13 protein-coding genes and 1 riboswitch are annotated in these 15800 nt (G+C 47.8%); of the genes, 10 read left to right on the top strand and 3 right to left on the bottom strand.

Translation table 11 applies throughout. The annotated features are described in order from the left end of the window. Window positions 1-26 precede the first annotated feature (26 nt). The 3 genes from BAZ21_RS18830 to BAZ21_RS18820 all read left to right on the top strand — a co-directional run bounded on the left by BAZ21_RS18830 (window position 27) and on the right by BAZ21_RS18820 (window position 3254). Entirely contained in the window at window positions 27-776 is a 750-nt protein-coding gene (locus BAZ21_RS18830) for a YcnI family copper-binding membrane protein (protein WP_068504005.1), read from the top strand. Between the two features lie 205 nt (window positions 777-981). After that, the gene (locus BAZ21_RS18825; RefSeq protein ID WP_068504003.1) at window positions 982-2229 is read left to right on the top strand and encodes a stalk domain-containing protein; all 1248 of its coding nucleotides are present in this window, start codon (window positions 982-984) and stop codon (window positions 2227-2229) included. A gap of 350 nt (window positions 2230-2579) precedes the next feature. After that, complete coding sequence (locus tag BAZ21_RS18820; RefSeq protein ID WP_068504001.1) at window positions 2580-3254, top strand: NAD(P)H-dependent oxidoreductase; 675 nt, start codon at window positions 2580-2582, stop codon at window positions 3252-3254. A 179-nt stretch (window positions 3255-3433) separates the two neighbouring features. Here the strand turns inward: BAZ21_RS18820 and BAZ21_RS18815 are convergent, their stop codons facing one another. Further along, window positions 3434-4690: a DUF445 domain-containing protein gene (locus BAZ21_RS18815; RefSeq protein ID WP_068503999.1), complete on the bottom strand. Its 1257-nt coding sequence runs from the start codon at window positions 4688-4690 to the stop codon at window positions 3434-3436. 541 nt (window positions 4691-5231) lie between these two features. Here BAZ21_RS18815 and BAZ21_RS18810 point away from each other — a divergent pair. From BAZ21_RS18810 to BAZ21_RS18800, 3 genes are all read left to right on the top strand, one after another. Further along, the gene (locus tag BAZ21_RS18810) at window positions 5232-6113 is read left to right on the top strand and encodes an AraC family transcriptional regulator (protein ID WP_068503997.1); all 882 of its coding nucleotides are present in this window, start codon (window positions 5232-5234) and stop codon (window positions 6111-6113) included. A gap of 50 nt (window positions 6114-6163) precedes the next feature. Beyond that, a riboswitch (cyclic di-GMP riboswitch) is annotated at window positions 6164-6245 on the top strand. A gap of 190 nt (window positions 6246-6435) precedes the next feature. Then, entirely contained in the window at window positions 6436-10023 is a 3588-nt protein-coding gene (locus tag BAZ21_RS18805) for an LPXTG cell wall anchor domain-containing protein (protein ID WP_068503995.1), read from the top strand. A 114-nt stretch (window positions 10024-10137) separates the two neighbouring features. After that, complete coding sequence (locus BAZ21_RS18800; protein ID WP_068503993.1) at window positions 10138-10812, top strand: class D sortase; 675 nt, start codon at window positions 10138-10140, stop codon at window positions 10810-10812. 109 nt (window positions 10813-10921) lie between these two features. On the opposite strand, the gene BAZ21_RS18795 is transcribed toward BAZ21_RS18800, so the two are convergent. Further along, on the bottom strand, window positions 10922-11389 hold the full coding sequence (locus tag BAZ21_RS18795) for a cupin domain-containing protein (RefSeq protein WP_068503991.1): 468 nt from the start codon (window positions 11387-11389) through the stop codon (window positions 10922-10924). A gap of 328 nt (window positions 11390-11717) precedes the next feature. Between BAZ21_RS18795 and BAZ21_RS18790 the strand changes: the two genes are divergently transcribed. The 4 genes from BAZ21_RS18790 (at window position 11718) to BAZ21_RS18775 (ending at window position 14776) form a co-directional block, all read left to right on the top strand. Next, window positions 11718-12455, top strand: coding sequence for an amino acid ABC transporter ATP-binding protein (locus BAZ21_RS18790; RefSeq protein WP_043890702.1), 738 nt, complete (start codon window positions 11718-11720; stop codon window positions 12453-12455). A gap of 42 nt (window positions 12456-12497) precedes the next feature. Continuing rightward, on the top strand, window positions 12498-13328 hold the full coding sequence (locus tag BAZ21_RS18785) for a transporter substrate-binding domain-containing protein (protein WP_068503989.1): 831 nt from the start codon (window positions 12498-12500) through the stop codon (window positions 13326-13328). 123 nt (window positions 13329-13451) lie between these two features. Beyond that, window positions 13452-14111, top strand: a complete 660-nt coding sequence (locus BAZ21_RS18780) for an amino acid ABC transporter permease (protein ID WP_068503987.1) — start codon at window positions 13452-13454, stop codon at window positions 14109-14111. A 14-nt stretch (window positions 14112-14125) separates the two neighbouring features. Beyond that, entirely contained in the window at window positions 14126-14776 is a 651-nt protein-coding gene (locus tag BAZ21_RS18775) for an amino acid ABC transporter permease (protein WP_068503985.1), read from the top strand. Window positions 14777-14804: 28 nt separating this feature from the next. Here the strand turns inward: BAZ21_RS18775 and BAZ21_RS18770 are convergent, their stop codons facing one another. Beyond that, a complete protein-coding gene (locus BAZ21_RS18770; protein WP_256021980.1) occupies window positions 14805-15647 on the bottom strand; it encodes a LysR family transcriptional regulator in 843 nt (280 codons plus the stop codon). Between the last annotated feature and the right edge of the window lie 153 nt (window positions 15648-15800).

Raw genomic sequence — 15800 nt, 5'->3', positions numbered from 1 at the left:
CTCACATGAAAAGGAGCGAAATAAATATGAATACAACGATTCAATCGGTGAAATCCAGATTTTCCAGGTTTGCGGCGTCCGCAGGCCTGATTGCAGCAGGTGCCTTGCTTTTTGCAGGTATGGCCAGTGCACACGTGACGGTTAAGCCTTCCGTTTCACAGCCTAATGCGTGGGAAACCTATACGCTGAAGGTGCCCGTGGAGAAAAACATTCCCACCACCAAAGTCGCTTTAAAAATCCCGAAAGAGGTCGTTTTTAAACAATACGAGCCTGTACCGGATTGGAAGATAGCGACTGAAAAGGACAGCTCCGGTAAAGTAACCACCGTTACCTGGTCGGCGGAAAAAGACGGTATTCAAGCAGGGCAATACCAGCGCTTCAGCTTTGTAGCGCAAAATGCGAACCAGAATACCGAAGCAGCATGGGACGCCTTCCAGTATTACAGTGACGGAAGCATTGTGGAATGGACAGGCGACGAAGGAAGCAACAATCCTCATTCCATTACCAAAATAACGACAGAGGCCGCATCCGAAGCTCCTGCTCCTGCCACAGACAGCGGGCACGATTCAGCAGGCACCGCAGCAGGCCATGCGAGCACAGGCACAGCTCAAGATAGCACTAACCCCGCGCCCGCTTCGAACCCTGCTACCGAAGCCGCTCCTGCCGCTCCTGCTCCAGTCAGCTCTGCCACACAAACGACAGCACTCGTCCTCTCGATTATTGCAGTCGTGCTTGGTGCAACAGCTGTCGGCATTGCGCTCAAACGCCGCAAGTAAGCTGGGGTACGATATAAAGTATAAGACAGTTATAAAAAGAAAAAGCTGACACCTATTTAAAAGGTGCCAGCTTTTTTGGTATGAAAAATAACGACATCCTATGCATTTCACATTCACCTATCTATCATTTTTTTGGTAAAATGGTAGAACCCTCACGATTCTAGCATAATAGCTTTGCAATCTATTGAGCATAGGAGATCATAGGATGAAAATCGTAAATAAGGCTTTGTTATCTAGCGCTATTTTTCTAAGTACCGCAGTGGGCAGCTTCACCCCCTTGGCACAAGCGGAGGCGGGCAAGGTCAGCATTATGCTGGACGGATACCCGTTACCGTTCCCCGTACAGCCCGCCATGATGAACGGCACCACCATGGTTCCCTTTCGTGCTATTTCTGAAGCTCTTGGCATTACAGTAAAATGGAATCAGACCATCCAAAGCATCACCGCTACCAAAACACAAGGCTCTGCAACCAAGCAGGTGGTTCTGAAAATGGGCAGCCGCAATGCCACAGTGGACGGGCAAACGGTACAGCTAACAGCCGCACCCCAAACCGTGCGCGGCAGCACGATGATCCCGTTAAGCTTTTTCGGACAGCAGTTCGGGGCCACGGTCAACTGGAATCAGGCAACACGGACGGTCTCCATTACATCGCCACGCGAGGCCATGTATACGGTAGGCTTCTATGCGCTATCTTCCTTTGACCAGCGATCCAAGATACCCAATTTTAACGCCGTAGCCTTCGGCTGGAGCCGAATTGATACGAACGGACAGTTTACGACAACCGGCAAAGAATACAAATGGCCTCAAGCCGCTGGAGCCGTAACTCCGGAGTCTATTATACAGGACGCAGACAGCCAGGGAACTTCCCCTTACCTGATGGTTTATTCGGTCGACGGTAATCACGAGCTGACCAAGGTTTTGGACAATGCGCAGCTTCAAGAGCAGACCATTTCCCAAATCGTCAGCACTGCCACTGACAAACAGTTCAAGGGCATCACGCTTGATCTGGAAGGACTGGGCTGGAGCGGCGATAAAGCCAAAGCACGTTCAGACTACAACGCCTTTATCCAAAAGCTGTCGACCAAAGCGCATCAGGCTGGTCTCAAGCTCACCGTCGTCCTGCATCCGCTGAACAGCTCATACTCTGGCTATGATTACAAGACGCTTGGCAATCTGGCGGACGATTTGATCATTATGGCTTATGATTATGGCCAAAAGGCGACGCCTGAGCCTTTGGATAAAGTGGATGAAGCCATAAAGCTGGCCTTGAAGGAAACTTCGCGGGACAAGCTGATTTTGGGGATTTCGATGGGTAGCGAAAAAGACAGCACCGTTAACGCCAAGGTCGGTCTGGCCAAACGTTATGACCTTAAAGGCATCGCCATCTGGCGGCTGGGCATCATCGGAGAAACGGCTTGGGCGAAAATGAATGAGTCCATCGAGTTTAAATAGATGTACATTTTATAAAATAACCCTGAACTTATACCGCCCGCTAATAATCTCATGCATCTGGTATGAAATCATCCGCGGGCTTTCCTTATGCCCACCTTAACAAAAATACTTCACCAAATTGGAGGTTCTCGACACTTACTGAATTTCCCATTTCTTGCGTCATGTATTCTTCCCTTCTTTCTACGGATGTAGACCTTTAGCCCCAGATCCGGGACAGGGAACAAATATGTGCGTACTTGTTCCCTCCAAAAACTTTCTATATGATGACTATATATTCGATATCAGCTCTCATTATATTAGCAGAAAATATATGAAACACCCACTAAACCCAACTGGAGGGAATACGTTTTATGTCCGATACATCCGCTAAAAAACAAGAAATTCTGGAGGCTTTTCTGTTCAGACACGCAACGAAGGAATTCGATCCTGATCGCATCATACCGGAGGAGGATTTTCGATTCATACTCGAAACCGGGCGGCTTTCCCCAAGCTCCGTCGGCTTTGAACCGTGGCAGTTTGTGGTCGTACAAAATCAGGCATTAAGAGAAAAGCTGGCTGCGGTTTCCACTGGGGGACAAAAGCAGATTCCTGCGGCCAGCCATGTTGTGCTCATTTTGGCGCGCAAGGATGTACGATATGATTCTCCTTACGTGGAGTACATGTATAAAGAGGTAAAAGGCATGTCCGAGGAAGACTTTGCTTCGCTACCGGGCCGCTACAAAATTTTTCAGGGTGTAAATCAACGCCTGCTGGAAAACGAACGTACGCTATTCGACTGGGCTTCCAAGCAGACCTATATCGCCTTGGGCAATATGATGACGGCGGCGGCTCAGATCGGCATTGATTCCTGCCCGATTGAGGGCTTTAACTACGATCAGGTGCATGCCATCCTGGAGGAAGAAGGACTGCTGGAGGACGGACGACTGGATATTTCGGTCATTGCCGCCTTCGGTTATCGCGCTCAGGAACCCAAGCGGGAAAAATCCAGACAACCGCTGGAAAAGGTCACACGCTGGGTTCTGTAACCTGATACCCTGAACCTCCTCCTAAACACCAAGCAATGAAGCATCCAAAAAACGGGCTGCGGCACTTCATCTGAAGGATGAACACACCGCAGCCCGCCTTTTTATACCCCTTCAATCTCTATTAAATGCTCATGCCAAAGCCTCATGGTTCCACAACCATATCCGTAGCATTTTCTGTTCTAATGGATCAGCATACGGATGCCTGTCAGGACAATACCGATCAGGAAGCCTGTAACTGCACCGTTAATACGTATCCATTGCAAATCCTGTCCCAGCTTGTCTTCCATCAACGCAATCAAGGATTTATTATCCATTTTATCTACATTTTCGCGTACCAGATTACCAATCCGGCTGTGGTTGGCTTCCACCAATTCGGTAATCTCCTCCACTATTCGTGCATTGATCTTATCCAACAGCTCGGTGTTTCCTCTCAAATCAGTCAGCATCCGATCCAATAGCGGTAAAATATAGGTCGGCACATAGCTTCCGTCCTCCATATAGTTCAATAAACGTGCACGCAGCTCCTCCATTTTACCGAGCACCGACGCATCGCCTTCCCAGGCTTCAACAAGGCTGTTCTTCCAGCCGTTCAATCCTTCCTGAACCGTATCCTTCGTCGCCAATCGGGCCAACTGTGTTCTTAGACCATCCTGTACAGCCTGACGGCGCGGATGCTCTTCTCTTTGCAGTTCTGCTACCTGATTCAACAGGAAATGGCGAATCATTTCACCCATACGCTCTTCGTTCAGATAGCCGAGGAACGCATTCAAGGCAAACTGCATCAGCCCGCTCACCTGTAAACCGCTGATAGCCTGCATTCCCAAGGCACCCAGCGTGTAGCCTGTCTCCGGCTTCAAAAGCCAGGACTCAGCCTGCTCCAGTGTGTAATCCAGTACCTGGCGATCGTAGCCCTTCTCACTGGTTTGATGAGCAAGTGCCTCCAGCAATGGCCCGGCGTCAAAATCAGTCGCCTGCCGTTTAAGCTCTGCCACAATGACAGGAGTCAGTTCCGCGAGCGGGAGCGACTGAACGAGCCGTTTGGCAAGAACATCTATGGATGCCGCAGCTTCTGGCGTGCGCAATCCTTTTTCCACACCATTCAGCACTAAATCGGCCAAACGGATATCAGCAATTTTAGACGCGATGCTGTCTTTGTTAAGCAAGTTATTCTCCACCGTACTCACCAATGCATTCGTGAGCTTTTCCCTGTTTTTAGGAAGCAGCGCCGTATGCGGAATCGGAATACCTAACGGATGGCGGAACAACGCGGTGACGGCGAACCAGTCCGCCAGTCCCCCGACAAGTCCTGCCTCAAAAGCACCAGCCAACAAACGTGCCCAGCCATATTGCTGGAAGGGCAACGTAGCTGCAAAGCCCGCCCCCAGAATAACGAGCGACCAAGCCGCTGCGGTTTTCGTATTTTTTGATTTTCCCATCCTGTAATCCTCCAAACTGACTGTCGAGTAAGTTAAGTACTATACCTGTATTACCCATCATATCATTGCCCGTGTGATTTCCAAAGTGAGGAGCACCCTAAATGATCTGATTTTTTGCGTAATTTTTTATACATATATATCTCTTTTTTACATTCATGTTTGTGAACGGCATCACAACACTGGGACCAATATCTTATTTTCAATAATAAGTCTTACGAACCATTTTAGTAGAACAAAGTCCCAATTTTTTTAAAACGAAAGGAGAAGTGAACAGGAAAGTTGAATGGGCATAAGATACCTTTTTAGCATCAACCCGCTATTTAACCTCAGAAAGGATTTGATCCATGATATCCCCAGATTCTTTCAACATTATTCGACTTCAAAACTCTCACACATAATTTGCTAATTTGATATATGGACATATTCGAAGTTATAAAATAAAATTTTATAAATAGGAAATCATGTTTAATCAGCCATTATATATTGATAAATCAAACTATGATAAGCTTGATAAAATTGCTTCTTTGTAAAGGAATTGGATATGACAACAGACCAAAAAAACAACAAAGGCCTCTGGAACGGCGATCCGGTCGTAATTGTACGCACTCCCTCCGCTTTTGCCAAGCAATCCCTTTTGTATATCCAGGAAATAGGCTACTTCCAAAAATCATCTGGTTTTACGATGGAAAGGAAAGAACTTACCTCCTTTTTGCTTGTTTTTACGTTGTCTGGTAAGGGAGAATTACTGTACCGGGACAAGAAGTATATTCTAAATCCGTATGATTTGTTTTTCATTAATTGCAAGGAATATGTACAGTACAGCGCCTCCGGTCATGAATCCTGGGAGTTCATCAGTTTATACCTGTATGGCAACCTGATCGAAAATTTTTACGAACAATTTGCCAAGTATAATAAACCCGTATTATCCATGCACAATCCAGATGCTATATTGGACAAGCTGCATGCTCTGATTTGTGGGCAGTCTGACAGAAGCCTTTCCGCCGAACTGCTAACGTCCAGAGTTATTGCTGAAATACTGACATGCATTTTGCAGCATCCCTACGATCGTCCGCATGTGAATGCAGAAACGCTCAGCGAAGTACGTCGGGTGCAGCAATATTTGGATGAATCCTACAGTGAACGTATTACGTTGGACTCGCTGGCAGACATGTTCGAATTAAACAAGTTTAATTTGGCTAAAAATTTCAAAAAGCAAATTGGATTCTCGCCTATTGATTATCTCATTAATGTCCGCATCACTGCTGCCCAAACCTGGCTTAAAACCAGTGGCATGTCCATTGTAGATATTGCGAGATACGTAGGGATTCCCAATACGAGCCATTTTATTAACCTGTTCAAGGAACATGTAGGAGAAACTCCCCACTCCTTCCGTAAAAAATGGGGGAACCGTTCCAAGCTGTAAACGAGAGGTCACATAAATTCAGTTTGATAGATGATAGACGCACAAGCTATTCACGATAATGGCAAAACTGTCGAAAGGCAGTGACGCAAAGCTATAGGGCCTTCCTCCAACGGATGGCAGCCAGCCACCGAAATGAACGAGCTTTTTATTATGTCTTTTTTACATAGATCTACAACAATATGCTATGCCTCTCTCGAAGAAAAGCCCTGATCACTAAGATCAGGGCTTTTTTCTATTGGATAGTCATGTCAGCCTAGCATGCTGAATATACTAATCTCGGAAGCATTGCCATATTACAATGAATAGGAGAATGACTTGGAGCATGGGAACAAAAATAAATGTTATGATCATTGCCTTATTGCTCATTATCCAAAGCTTTTTCAGCGCAACGCTGGCTTACGCAGATACTCCAGCCTCGGAACTGCCGCAAAGTACTGTTGTCGATCCCGCACAATCCATTACGGATGCTGTATACGGAGTCCCAAATCCTGAACCTGCCATGGAGGTTCCTTCCGACACGAGCCCTATCATTCAGGCAGCAGCCAACGCTGAGTCTCATGCTGCAACGGCTCCTCAGAGCATACTAACCAAGCTGATCCTGACGGATGAAGCGGGGCGTGTCATTGACGCGGTATATAACCCCGGCAGTCAACTGGATATCGGATCAGCCATCCAACTGGGCTATGAATGGGAACTTCCCGACAATACCTACAAAGCTGGAGACACCTTCACCTTCCAATTACCGGAACAGTTTGTCATCTACACGGATATCTCATCTCCATTGGTAACCACCGACGGCACCGTAGGCAGCTTCACTGTAGATCGTCAGGGCAAGGTTATCATGACCTTTAACCAATATGTAGAGAATCACTCCAATATTAGCGGCAAGCTGCAAATCAAAACCGAGTTCACCAAGGAAACGGTAAAAGGCAGCACCGAGATTATCATTGCGATTCCGATTAAAGGCGGGGTCCAAACGGTCATCGTGAATGTCAAACCCCAGTCAGGGCCAAACCTGAGCAAACAAGGGAAAACCGACGGCACCAATCGGATTGACTGGACCATTGATGTGAACAAGCAGCTAAACACCGTAAAACATGCCCTCATCACTGATCCCACTCCTTCAGGGCTGGAGCTCATCAAAGACTCTGTTCGACTCTATCATCTGCAAGTGAATATCGATGGTTCTACCGTCGTTCGAGATCCTGTGAACACGAGTAAATATGCCATTGAAACGGATCAGGCCGGGACAGGATTGGTGATTCGCTTTCAAGACGAGAGCATTAGCACTGCCTATCAGATTCAATACTCCACCCGCATTATGGGCGACGAATCTAGTTTCTCCAACACAGCGACTCTTTCAGGAGATACGATAGAGAACGTTTCTGCTACCGCCACTGTTCAGGTGGAGCGTGGTGAATTTTTGTCCAAAAAGGTTGAAAAATATGATCATGCCACACAAACGCTCTCGTGGGTCATAAAATATAATTTCGGTGAGAAAAAAATCCCCGAGGCCCAAGCCCTCTTGATTGATCATTTCAACAAAACTCAAAAATTGCTGCCCGGCTCCCTGAAGGTATTTAAGGGTAACACCTTGGAGGAATTGCCGGCTTGGGCGTATACCCTCATCCCTGTCGACTATCCTGACCGAAACGGCTTCAAACTTCAATTCAACTTTGACGTAGATTCAGCCTACACGATCCGGTATCAGACCCAGGCCAGCGGCCGTGTCTATGAGAATGAAAAAATTACCAACATCATAACCTCCGATGGAACCGAAAAGATCGTATCGACGGAAATCATAAGCGGAGTCATGACTAAAGTGTATGACACACCCAACTACAACACCAAAATCATACCTTGGGTGATTACTATTAATACCGATCTATACACCATGAAAAACATTGTCATTCGAGATGTATTTCCTAACGGTGGCTTGGCCTTGCTGCCGAACACTCTGAAAATCCAAAGCGTTGACGGAACAACAGAGCTGCACGCGCCCACAGATTATGAGCTGATTCCGCTATCACAGGATTACAAACAAGGTTTTAAGCTCATTTTTCATAAAACCATTCAGCAAGCATACACGATTAAATATTCAACCACCTATAATAATGACTGGAAAACAGATACGAGTAAGCCTGAGTTTCGCAATCGATCCACTATAGATTATCAGTATGAAAACGGAGACACCTCATCGTACGAAGTGGAATGCCCGATCTGGCCAGACTTTATGACACAACGGAACGGGGCCAAGCAAGGAAGCTATAATGCAAACTCCAAGCTCATTACATGGGACATTAAAGCCAACTACAATCGCAAGACCCTGAACCATGCCGAAGTGAGAGATCCCTTGCTGCAAGGCCAGAAGCTAGTGACCGGCTCCATAAAAATATACGATATGACCTTGCTGGGATGGTGGGATGGCGTACAAAAAGGGGCTGAAATTGCGGCAGATCAATACACCATCATCCCTCCCTCAGAGCAAAATGGTCAAGAATTACGTATCCAGTTCAAAAATAAGATGCAGACCCCCTACTGGATTACCTTTCAAACTTCACTGGAAGGGGAATTGATCGAAAAGGAAATCCGCAATAAGGCCCTGCTGCTGGATGGAGAAAAAACAGTCTCGGAATGGACAGCCCAAGTCACGATCCCTCATGGCGGGGAATATGTATCTAAAGCGGGAACACAAAATGGCAACAAGATCGACTGGAGCATCCGTATCAATGAAGGACAGTCACATGTGTCCAACGCCAAAATTATAGATCAGCCCAGCAGCAATCAGATTCTAATTGAGGATTCTTTTCACGTATACGCTACAACCATTGCCGCCAACGGAAATACCGCCAAGGGCACCGAGTTGATCAGAGATCAGGATTACACGCTGTTGATCAAGACCGACGCCCAAGGTCAGCAAGCTTTTGAGCTTGCTTTTGCCAAGGATATTTCCTCTGCTTTTATCCTTGAATATCAATCATTCATTAACGCTGAGGACAAAGCCAAGGTGAGCAACAAGGTTTCCTTTGAAGGAGATCGCTTGACGACAGAGCTGCGGGAGACTAGCCAGGAAATTATCGTGCGGACGTCTTCCGGCTCCGGTTCCGGCGGGGGCACAACCGAAAGCCTTGAGCTGACCAAGGTGGATCAGGATGTGCCTGACAAGGTACTGCCAGGAGCGCGGTTTGCACTCTACGATAAGGCCCAAAAAAGAGCACCGCTCATTCAGACCACCAATGCGGACGGCAAAATTGTCTTTTCCTCCTTGCTGCATGATGATTACATCCTGGAAGAGCTGGCAGCACCGGAGGGCTATAAAATAACCGAGGGCAAGCTGGAAATCAAAATAGACGGCTCACTTCAACAAAACTCTGGTGTAAAGAAAATTATCATCACCAATCGAAAAGAAAAGAAGAACGAGCCGGACCCACCTGTAGACCCCGGAACTCCGACAGAACCCACGAATCCTACAGAACCGGGAACGCCTACCCATCCGGGAGGCCCAGGTAAGAAACATGACGATGATCCGGAAATACCCGATACGCCGTCAATACCCGTTCCTCCGTCACAGCCCCAGCTTCCAGATGACATAATCCCTCCACAGGAGGAGCCTGCACCTATACCGCCGCCAGCGGATCAGGACGAACCCAAGACTCTGCCCGTGCCACCAGTCGTCTTGCCTCATCAGGAGCCATTGCCTCCGCCAGCTCCTAAAGCGATGAAAGACGACCCCAAGCCGAAGGCTCACCCCAAAGTTCCGGGGAAACAGCCGGAAGATCCAGAGGATACACCTGAGGTACACCAATTGCCCCAAACGGGAGAAAGCAGCCCCGCTCCGTTCTATTTGACGGGTATAGCCCTGATGCTATGGGGTGTATTTCTAAAATTCAGAAAGACAAACAAAAAATAAAAGTGATGATCTGCTCCGATTTTCGGCTCATTCCATTTCCACTGGAGTGAGCCGGGAAATTGGGTGTTTTTTCATAATATGCATCGTCCGCACATTGCTTAGGGGGTGTCGAACTTGCTGAGGCTGCGCAAACTTTCCTACGCGTTTATCTTCTTGGGCATACTCTTGATCTTGTTTCCTAAAGCCACGGAATGGAATGAGGATCGAGAGCAGCATGAGCTATTATTAAAAGCAGCAGAGCTTCTACCCAGAAAAAACGAAACGGTATTAAATCCCCAGCTTGCGGATAGCCACACTCGCTTGTCCACTCGGCTTACGGAAGCTTCGATCAGCGATGCACAGCAAAGCATTTCCCCCGCCCCTGCTCCCATTGCAAATGCCGATGAACAAACTCCGATAGCAACCATTAGCATAAGCCGTATTCACTTGAAGCTCCCTGTACTGGAAGGCGCAACCCGACAAAACATGAAGCATGCGGCTGTACATATGGCGGAAACGGGGACACTGGGACAGGTGGGAAATGCTGCGATTGCTGCTCATCGGGCGCGTACTCCCGGGCGTTTGTTCAATCGGCTGAATGAAATGAAGCTCGGGGATGAGATTGTTGTTAACACTCAAGGGGAGCAATATGTGTACCTGGTCTATAGCATTAAGGTGATCGATCCTACGGACGTGTCTGTTCTGAAAAGCTTCAAAAAGCAAAAGCTGCTCACCCTGATTACATGCAGCCCTCTCGTAAACCCCACCCATCGTCTCATTGTTCAGGCTAAACTAAGCACCCGAACTTAAGGCAACTTCATGAATACCCAAGTTCATGAATGCCTCAACCTGCGAATAAAAATAAATCAGGCGGGTAATTCCTGTTGAGATACAGCAATACACCCGCCCAATATGCACATCAAGATTCAGTTTTATTTTTGGCAATCAACTTGAAATCATCAAAGTGGAATCCCGGTGCAACAACACAGGTTACCAGTACAGGCTCATCTCCAAGCGGCCGCGCCGTTTGCCATACCGTACCTGGTACCAGCGCTTGCGGATGCTGTCCGGCTTCCACGTCAGCACCGACGATAATTACAGTTTCTTCACCGGGCTCTTCTCCACTTCCACCCAGCTTCAGCTCCACAGGACTCCCGCTATGGTAAAGCCACAGCTCATCTGAATGCACAACATGCCACTCAGAGAACTCGCCCGGATGCAGCAAGAAATAAGTCGACGAAGCTGCAAACCGCGGACCGGAGTATATATCCGGCAGCACGGGTTTTGGAATTTGAAAATGAGCCTTCCACATCTCTTTGTACCAACCGCCTTCTGGATGGGGCTCCATGCCCAATGCCGCTACAAGCGGTGAAATAGCTTTCGTCATTGTACTAACCTTCCTTTACCCTAAATTCCTTCCTCCCTACTGTAAAACATAGCGTTGCTTTTGTCACGTTTCTCCCTTCGCATGTCGAACATCATTACTTTATGTCAAATTTAATAACATTAAATTGTGAATATTTACTCGATTTCATCATATAAATAGCAGTTAACTAGCAGATAAGTAAGCAAAAATATATAATACGTGAAGTTTTATGACATAAAATCTTGTTTTTTATTGTAAGCTTATAGTATTATGAGAGAAATTTTTGAATTCTGATAGAACTTGACTATGTCAGTATGTCTACTAAGCTAAGTATCCAAGCCTAAAAGGGGTGAGCTCTCTGATCCAGTTTCGCAATGTAAACAAACATTACGGTCACTTCCATGTACTCAAAAACATCAATCTTCAGATTAAGGAGGGCGAGGTGGTCGTGATCATCGGCCCCTCCGGCTCAGGTAAAAGCACCCTGCTTCGCTGCATCAATCGTCTGGAGACGATATCGGATGGGGAACTGATCGTCAACGAAATACCTGTGCATGACAAAAAGATTGATATCAACGCCTTCCGCCGCAATATCGGGATGGTGTTCCAGCATTTCAATCTGTATCCCCACAAAAAGGTGATTGAGAACATTGTACTCGCACCCATGAAGGTGCTGGGGATCTCCAGGGAAGAAGCTACCCAAACAGCCATCACCTATCTAAAACGCGTCGGCATCGAGGAAAAGGCACAGAGCTATCCCGCTCAATTGTCCGGTGGGCAGCAGCAGCGGGTTGCAATCGCCCGCGGGCTCGCAATGAATCCAAAAATTATGCTGTTTGACGAGCCTACTTCAGCTCTTGATCCCGAAACCATCGGGGAGGTACTGGATGTCATGCGCTCGCTCGCCCATCAAGGCATCACGATGGTCATCGTCACGCATGAAATGGGCTTTGCCCGCGAAGTGGCGGATCGCGTAATCTTTATGGACAAAGGACAGATTTTGGAAGACAGTCAGCCTGCCGAATTTTTTCAGAATCCGGGTGAAGAACGGGCTCGCCTGTTCCTGAGCCGTCTGATTCATCATTAAACAGACTACCAATGTAGCGTAAATCGAAAGGGGATCGTTCTAATGAGAAAAAGATTTCAATGGAGTGCTTTGGTACTGGTAGCCGTATCCTGTCTGCTCGTCTTGGCAGGCTGTGGAGGCAAGCAAGAAGCGGCAACGTCGGGGAATGAGACGGCAGCAGCCAACGGGCTGGAAGCGATCAAACAGCGTGGCAAGCTGGTTGTTGGTGTGAAATACGATACCAAGCTGTTCGGTCTGAAAGACCCGGCCAGCGGGAAAGTAGAAGGGTTTGATATCGACATCGCCAAGGCTGTAGCCAAACATATTTTTGGTGATGAAACCAAGCTTGAATTAAAGGAAGTCACGTCCAAAACACGTATCACCCTGTTGCAAAACGGGGACATCGACGCCATTATCGCGACCATGACCATTTCGGATGAACGTAAAAAGCAGGTCGATTTCAGTGACGTCTATTTTAACGCCGGGCAATCTCTGCTTGTGAAAAAAGGAAGTCCCATCACCGGGCTGGAGTCTCTGACCCCAGATACCAAGGTACTCGCCGTTAAAGGCTCTACCTCCGCCAAAAATATCCGTGAAAAAGCACCCAATGCAACGATATTGGAGTTTGAAAACTATCAGGATGCGTTCAACGCCCTCAAGGCTGGTAAGGGGGATGCGTTGACTACCGACAATTCCATTCTGCTCGGTATGCAGCAGCAAGATCCGAATTATACGCTTGTAGGCGGCAACTTCACAGAGGAACCTTACGGCATTGCAGTGAAGAAGGGACAGCCTGAACTGCTGCAAGCCATTAATGATACGCTCAAGGAACTAAAAAGCAGCGGTGAATACGATAAGCTTCACGAGCAATGGCTTGGGGTCAAACCCGAATAATACTCTTGTGAAGGAGCCGCAGGTTGCGTGCTCCTTCCTTTTCTTTCTGCTGAACACCACACCAGAAAGAATCTATTCATCCTCGGATTCTCCACAGCTCTGGATAAGGAGGTACATGCACAGATGCTTACTTTTGATATCAACGTACTTTTCGATCATGGCGACCGGTTCAGAGAAGGCTTGCTTCATACCGTCCAAGCCAGCGTGATTGCCTTGATTGGCAGCTTTATTCTGGGAGCTGTCATCGCCATCCTTCGAATCGCGCCTTTTAAATGGCTTAACTGGATCGGCACCGTCTATGTAGAGGTTATTCGTAATATTCCGCTGCTGATCGTGGTGCTGTTTTTTTATCTCGGGCTTCCCACTTTGGGCATCCCTTTGGACGGATTTGTATCTGGAACACTTGGATTGACCGTATACACAGCCTCCTTTATTGCGGAAGCCATACGTGCCGGCATCCAAGCTGTTCCCAAGGGGCAATTTGAAGCGGCAAGGTCCTCCGGGCTGAGCTACAACCAGACGATGATCAGCATTATTTTGCCGCAAGCCATCAAAGTCGTACTGCCTGCGATTGGCAACCAATTCATCAATCTGGTCAAAAACTCTTCCGTGCTGGCCATTGTAGCCGGACTGGACCTGATGTATTACTCGGATTTGATTAACTCGGACACCTTCTTGCCCATCACAGTCTACGCCATCACGGCGTTGTTGTACCTTATATTGACGGTTCCGCTCAGCTTTCTTGTACTGTATATGGAGCGACGTCTGTCCAAAACATCCTAAGGAGGGAAGCCTGTATGGATTTCAGCGGATTGTTTGTATGGCCTAATGTGCGCTTTATACTGGAGGGCTTCCTGCTAACGCTGGAGGTCGCCATTTACGCTATCGTGTTCAGCTTTGCTCTCGGTATTGTATTCGGCATCCTGCGCTATACGCGCTTACCTGTCATTTCACAGGTTGCAGCCTTTATCATTGATCTCATTCGCAATCTTCCATTATTGCTCATTATTTTCTTCATCGGCATGGTATTGCCATCCATCGGTTTTTCCATTTCTCTCAAGTGGGCAGCCATTACGGGACTGTCGATCTTCGAGGGGGCCATGATTGCCGAGATTGTACGCAGCGGCCTCAATTCGGTCCATAAAGGACAGGTGGAAGCCGCACGTTCCTCCGGGCTGAGCTATTCCAGTACCTTATGGCATATCATCCTGCCCCAAGCGCTTCGCCGCATGGTTCCACCCATTGTCAGCCAGTTTATTTCCCTGTTCAAGGATACCTCACTGGCTGTCATAATCAGTTTGCCGGAGCTGACGCATAACATTCAGATTGTCGGCGGTCAAAATCAATCCTTCGTCATTCCGGCTCTGCTGTTCGCCGCCTTCCTGTACTTTGGTGTCAATTACAGTATGTCGCTGATTGCACGCAGGCTGGAGGTTCGCACACATTAAAGCTTATGGGCATTCATCAGGGCTGCCGTCAGTTGGAACGCTGTATCAGCCCGGCCTGTATCTTTTCAATCAATCGCTTCACTGCTTCTCCCAGGTAACGGTCAGAGCGATAAATCAGCTCTAGCTGACCCTGAGGCGCGCCCCGTACAATAGGTACAGTACAAAAGTGTGAACGATCCAGAACTGCCGCAAGCGACTCGGGCTGTAGGGTTACAGCAAGCCCCTCCTGTACCCAGCGCAGGATGGATGGGATGGAATTTGTCTCCAAGACGGTCGCAAAGGGATACCCGCGCTCACGGAAGCACTTTTCTATCAGCCTCCTCCCAGGATGATATTCCGGCTGCAGCGCCCAGGGCACATGCCTCAACTCGTCGAGTGTTATGGAAGAACGATTGGAGAACACATGCTGGACCGGGACAATAAGACAGTAATTCTCCGTGCGAAGAGGAAGCTGGACAAGCCTGTTATCCGTACCCGAATGCAGCGTAATCCCTATATCCACCCGGTTGTCCAACACCTGTTCTGTTACATCGAATGATGGACGGATGTGCAGGCTGATTTTAGGAAATAAGCGATGAAAATGGACAAGCATCTCTTGCAAGGGTTCCTCCAGCTCCGGTAGTGCGATGCCCATCCGTAAGCTTCCACGTTGCTCGGTACGCAGCTCCTCAATGGAAGCCTTCGCTTGCTGTAAATCCTTGAGCGCATGAGCACTATGTTGCAGGAGCAGCTTTCCGGCCTCTGTCATTGTAATTTTTTTGCCTGTACGATCGAAGAGTGTCATTCCCAGTTCCTCCTCCAGTGCTTTAATTTGCAAGCTGAGTGTAGGTTGAGAGATTCCGATCTTTTCCGAAGCTTTCGTAAAATGCAGTTCCTCACATACCGCTATGAAGTATTGAAGCTGACGTATTTCCGTCTTCCTTCTCTCCCTTCCAAATCCCCAGACTGATTAAAAGGCCAAAAAAAGCGCGAGATCGGATCACTCCGGTTCGCGCCTCTTTTCAGGTTATTGCGCATTTTTTAG

The sequence above is a fragment of the Paenibacillus kribbensis genome, from assembly GCF_001705305.1.
In the GTDB taxonomy this organism is placed as follows: Bacteria; Bacillota; Bacilli; order Paenibacillales; family Paenibacillaceae; genus Paenibacillus; species Paenibacillus kribbensis_B.
The sequence above is the reverse complement of the archived record's forward strand: the minus strand, read 5'-3'. Positions and strand labels throughout refer to the sequence as shown.

Excerpts from the sequence above, each read along its gene's own strand:
- BAZ21_RS18805 (WP_068503995.1), top strand. The coding sequence starts at position 6,436 with ATGGGAACAAAAATAAATGTTATGATCATTGCCTTATTGCTCATTATC.
- BAZ21_RS18795 (WP_068503991.1), bottom strand. The coding sequence starts at position 11,389 with ATGACGAAAGCTATTTCACCGCTTGTAGCGGCATTGGGCATGGAGCCC.
- BAZ21_RS18825 (WP_068504003.1), top strand. The coding sequence starts at position 982 with ATGAAAATCGTAAATAAGGCTTTGTTATCTAGCGCTATTTTTCTAAGT.
- BAZ21_RS18810 (WP_068503997.1), top strand. The coding sequence starts at position 5,232 with ATGACAACAGACCAAAAAAACAACAAAGGCCTCTGGAACGGCGATCCG.
- BAZ21_RS18785 (WP_068503989.1), top strand. The coding sequence starts at position 12,498 with ATGAGAAAAAGATTTCAATGGAGTGCTTTGGTACTGGTAGCCGTATCC.
- BAZ21_RS18820 (WP_068504001.1), top strand. The coding sequence starts at position 2,580 with ATGTCCGATACATCCGCTAAAAAACAAGAAATTCTGGAGGCTTTTCTG.
- BAZ21_RS18815 (WP_068503999.1), bottom strand. The coding sequence starts at position 4,690 with ATGGGAAAATCAAAAAATACGAAAACCGCAGCGGCTTGGTCGCTCGTT.
- BAZ21_RS18775 (WP_068503985.1), top strand. The coding sequence starts at position 14,126 with ATGGATTTCAGCGGATTGTTTGTATGGCCTAATGTGCGCTTTATACTG.
- BAZ21_RS18780 (WP_068503987.1), top strand. The coding sequence starts at position 13,452 with ATGCTTACTTTTGATATCAACGTACTTTTCGATCATGGCGACCGGTTC.
- BAZ21_RS18830 (WP_068504005.1), top strand. The coding sequence starts at position 27 with ATGAATACAACGATTCAATCGGTGAAATCCAGATTTTCCAGGTTTGCG.